1 protein-coding gene is annotated in these 394 nt (G+C 48.7%); it reads left to right on the top strand.

Going from position 1 to position 394, the window contains the following annotated elements; all coding sequences use genetic code 11:
- Window positions 1-181 precede the first annotated feature (181 nt).
- On the top strand, window positions 182-394 hold a 213-nt coding region (locus I6F36_RS39305), incomplete at its 3' end, for a hypothetical protein (protein WP_346656721.1).

Raw genomic sequence — 394 nt, 5'->3', positions numbered from 1 at the left:
GCCAGCAACTTAGACCCGTTGCGACACGAACACGTTGTTGCCACTTCATGGCTTCTCTCCTGAAGAATTTATCTCTACTTACTCAGAGTACCGAACTTTACGGAAAATTCCGTAAGACCGCACCTTTTTGTGACGCCGACTACACTATTTCAATGAGATAAGAGGCAAAGACAGGAAAATTATGCCCGATCAAACACAACAATTTTCGTTCAAGGTGCTCACCATCAACATTCACAAAGGCTTTACCGCGTTTAACCGACGCTTCATTTTGCCGGAACTTCGCGATGCCGTGCGTACCGTCAGCGCCGATATTGTTTGCCTGCAGGAAGTGATGGGCGCGCACGAAGTTCATCCGCTGCATGTGGAAAACTGGCCCGATACCTCGCACTACGAG

The organism is Bradyrhizobium sp. BRP19 (assembly GCF_020194195.1).
GTDB classification, from domain to species: Bacteria; Pseudomonadota; Alphaproteobacteria; order Rhizobiales; family Xanthobacteraceae; genus Bradyrhizobium; species Bradyrhizobium yuanmingense.
The sequence above is the reverse complement of the archived record's forward strand: the minus strand, read 5'-3'. Positions and strand labels throughout refer to the sequence as shown.